Below are 1,130 nucleotides of genomic sequence, written 5' to 3' on the forward strand. Positions count from 1 at the left end.
GTGGAGTTGTTCGCGGTGGGGGCGAGGGTGCTGCGGGTGGTGGTGCGTGCGGACGGCGAGGGCGTGAGTATGCGGGCGACGGATGGTGCCGGACGGCCTGTGCTGGCGTTGGGGCCCCTGGTCTCGCGGGCGGTGGCGGAGGATCAGCTGTCCTCGGCCGGGACGGGCGAGGATGCGCTGTTCGCGGTCGAGTGGAGGGCTCTGCCCCCAGCCGCTCCGGCCGGGCCCGGGGACTTCTCCACACTGGTGGCCGGGGATGGGCCGGTGGAGCGGGTGGTCGGTGAGGTTCTGCGGGGGGTGCAGGAGTGGCTGGAGACGGAAGGCTCCTCCGCTGCACGCCTGGCAGTGGTGACGCGAGGCGCCATGCCCACTCGTCCTGGCGACGTTGTGGACGCGGTGAGCTCGGCGGTGTGGGGTCTGGTGCGGTCGGTGCAGTCGGAGCATCCGGACCGGATCGTCCTGGTGGACGCGGACCCTGCCACCGCGGGCGATGAGGTGGATCTGGGGCTGCTGGCCAGCGTGGATGAGCCGCAGATAGCTATCCGCGGTGAGCAGGTCCTGGTGCCCCGGCTGGCGCGGACCGCAAGCGCGGCGCAGGCTGCGCCGTTGGACCGGGACGGCACGGTGCTGATCACCGGTGGCACCGGAACCCTGGGTGGCCTGCTGGCCCGGCACCTGGCGGCCGAACACGGGATCCGGCATCTGCTGCTGCTCTCCCGCCAGGGCCCGGACGCGCCCGGCGCCGCGGACCTGGCCGCCGAACTGGCAGAGCTGGGCGCCACCGACGTACGGATCGTGGCCTGCGACGCGGCCGACCGCGACGCCCTGGCCGCCGTCCTTGCGGACATCCCCGACCACGCACCGCTGACGGGTGTGGTGCACGCCGCCGGGGTGCTGGACGACGGGGTGTTCACGGCTCTGACCGAGGAGCGTCTGGGCACGGTGCTGCGGGCGAAAGCGAGGGCCGCCGCCCACCTGGACGAACTCACCCGGGATGCGGATCTGGGCATGTTCGTGCTCTATTCCTCGGCTTCGGCGACGTTCGGTACTCCGGGGCAGGCGAACTATGCGGCGGCGAATGCGTTCCTGGACGGTCTGGCGGCCCGGCGGCGGGCGGAGGGGTTGCCGGG

General features: G+C 73.1%; 1 protein-coding gene. It reads left to right on the top strand.

All coding sequences use genetic code 11. The annotated features are described in order from the left end of the window. Positions 1 to 1,130 (top strand): beta-ketoacyl reductase (locus G5C65_RS37585; RefSeq protein WP_165303528.1); only part of this gene is annotated, 1,130 nt, incomplete at both ends.

Origin of the sequence: Streptomyces boncukensis (assembly GCF_011045075.1) — a bacterium.
Classification (GTDB): Bacteria; Actinomycetota; Actinomycetes; order Streptomycetales; family Streptomycetaceae; genus Streptomyces; species Streptomyces boncukensis.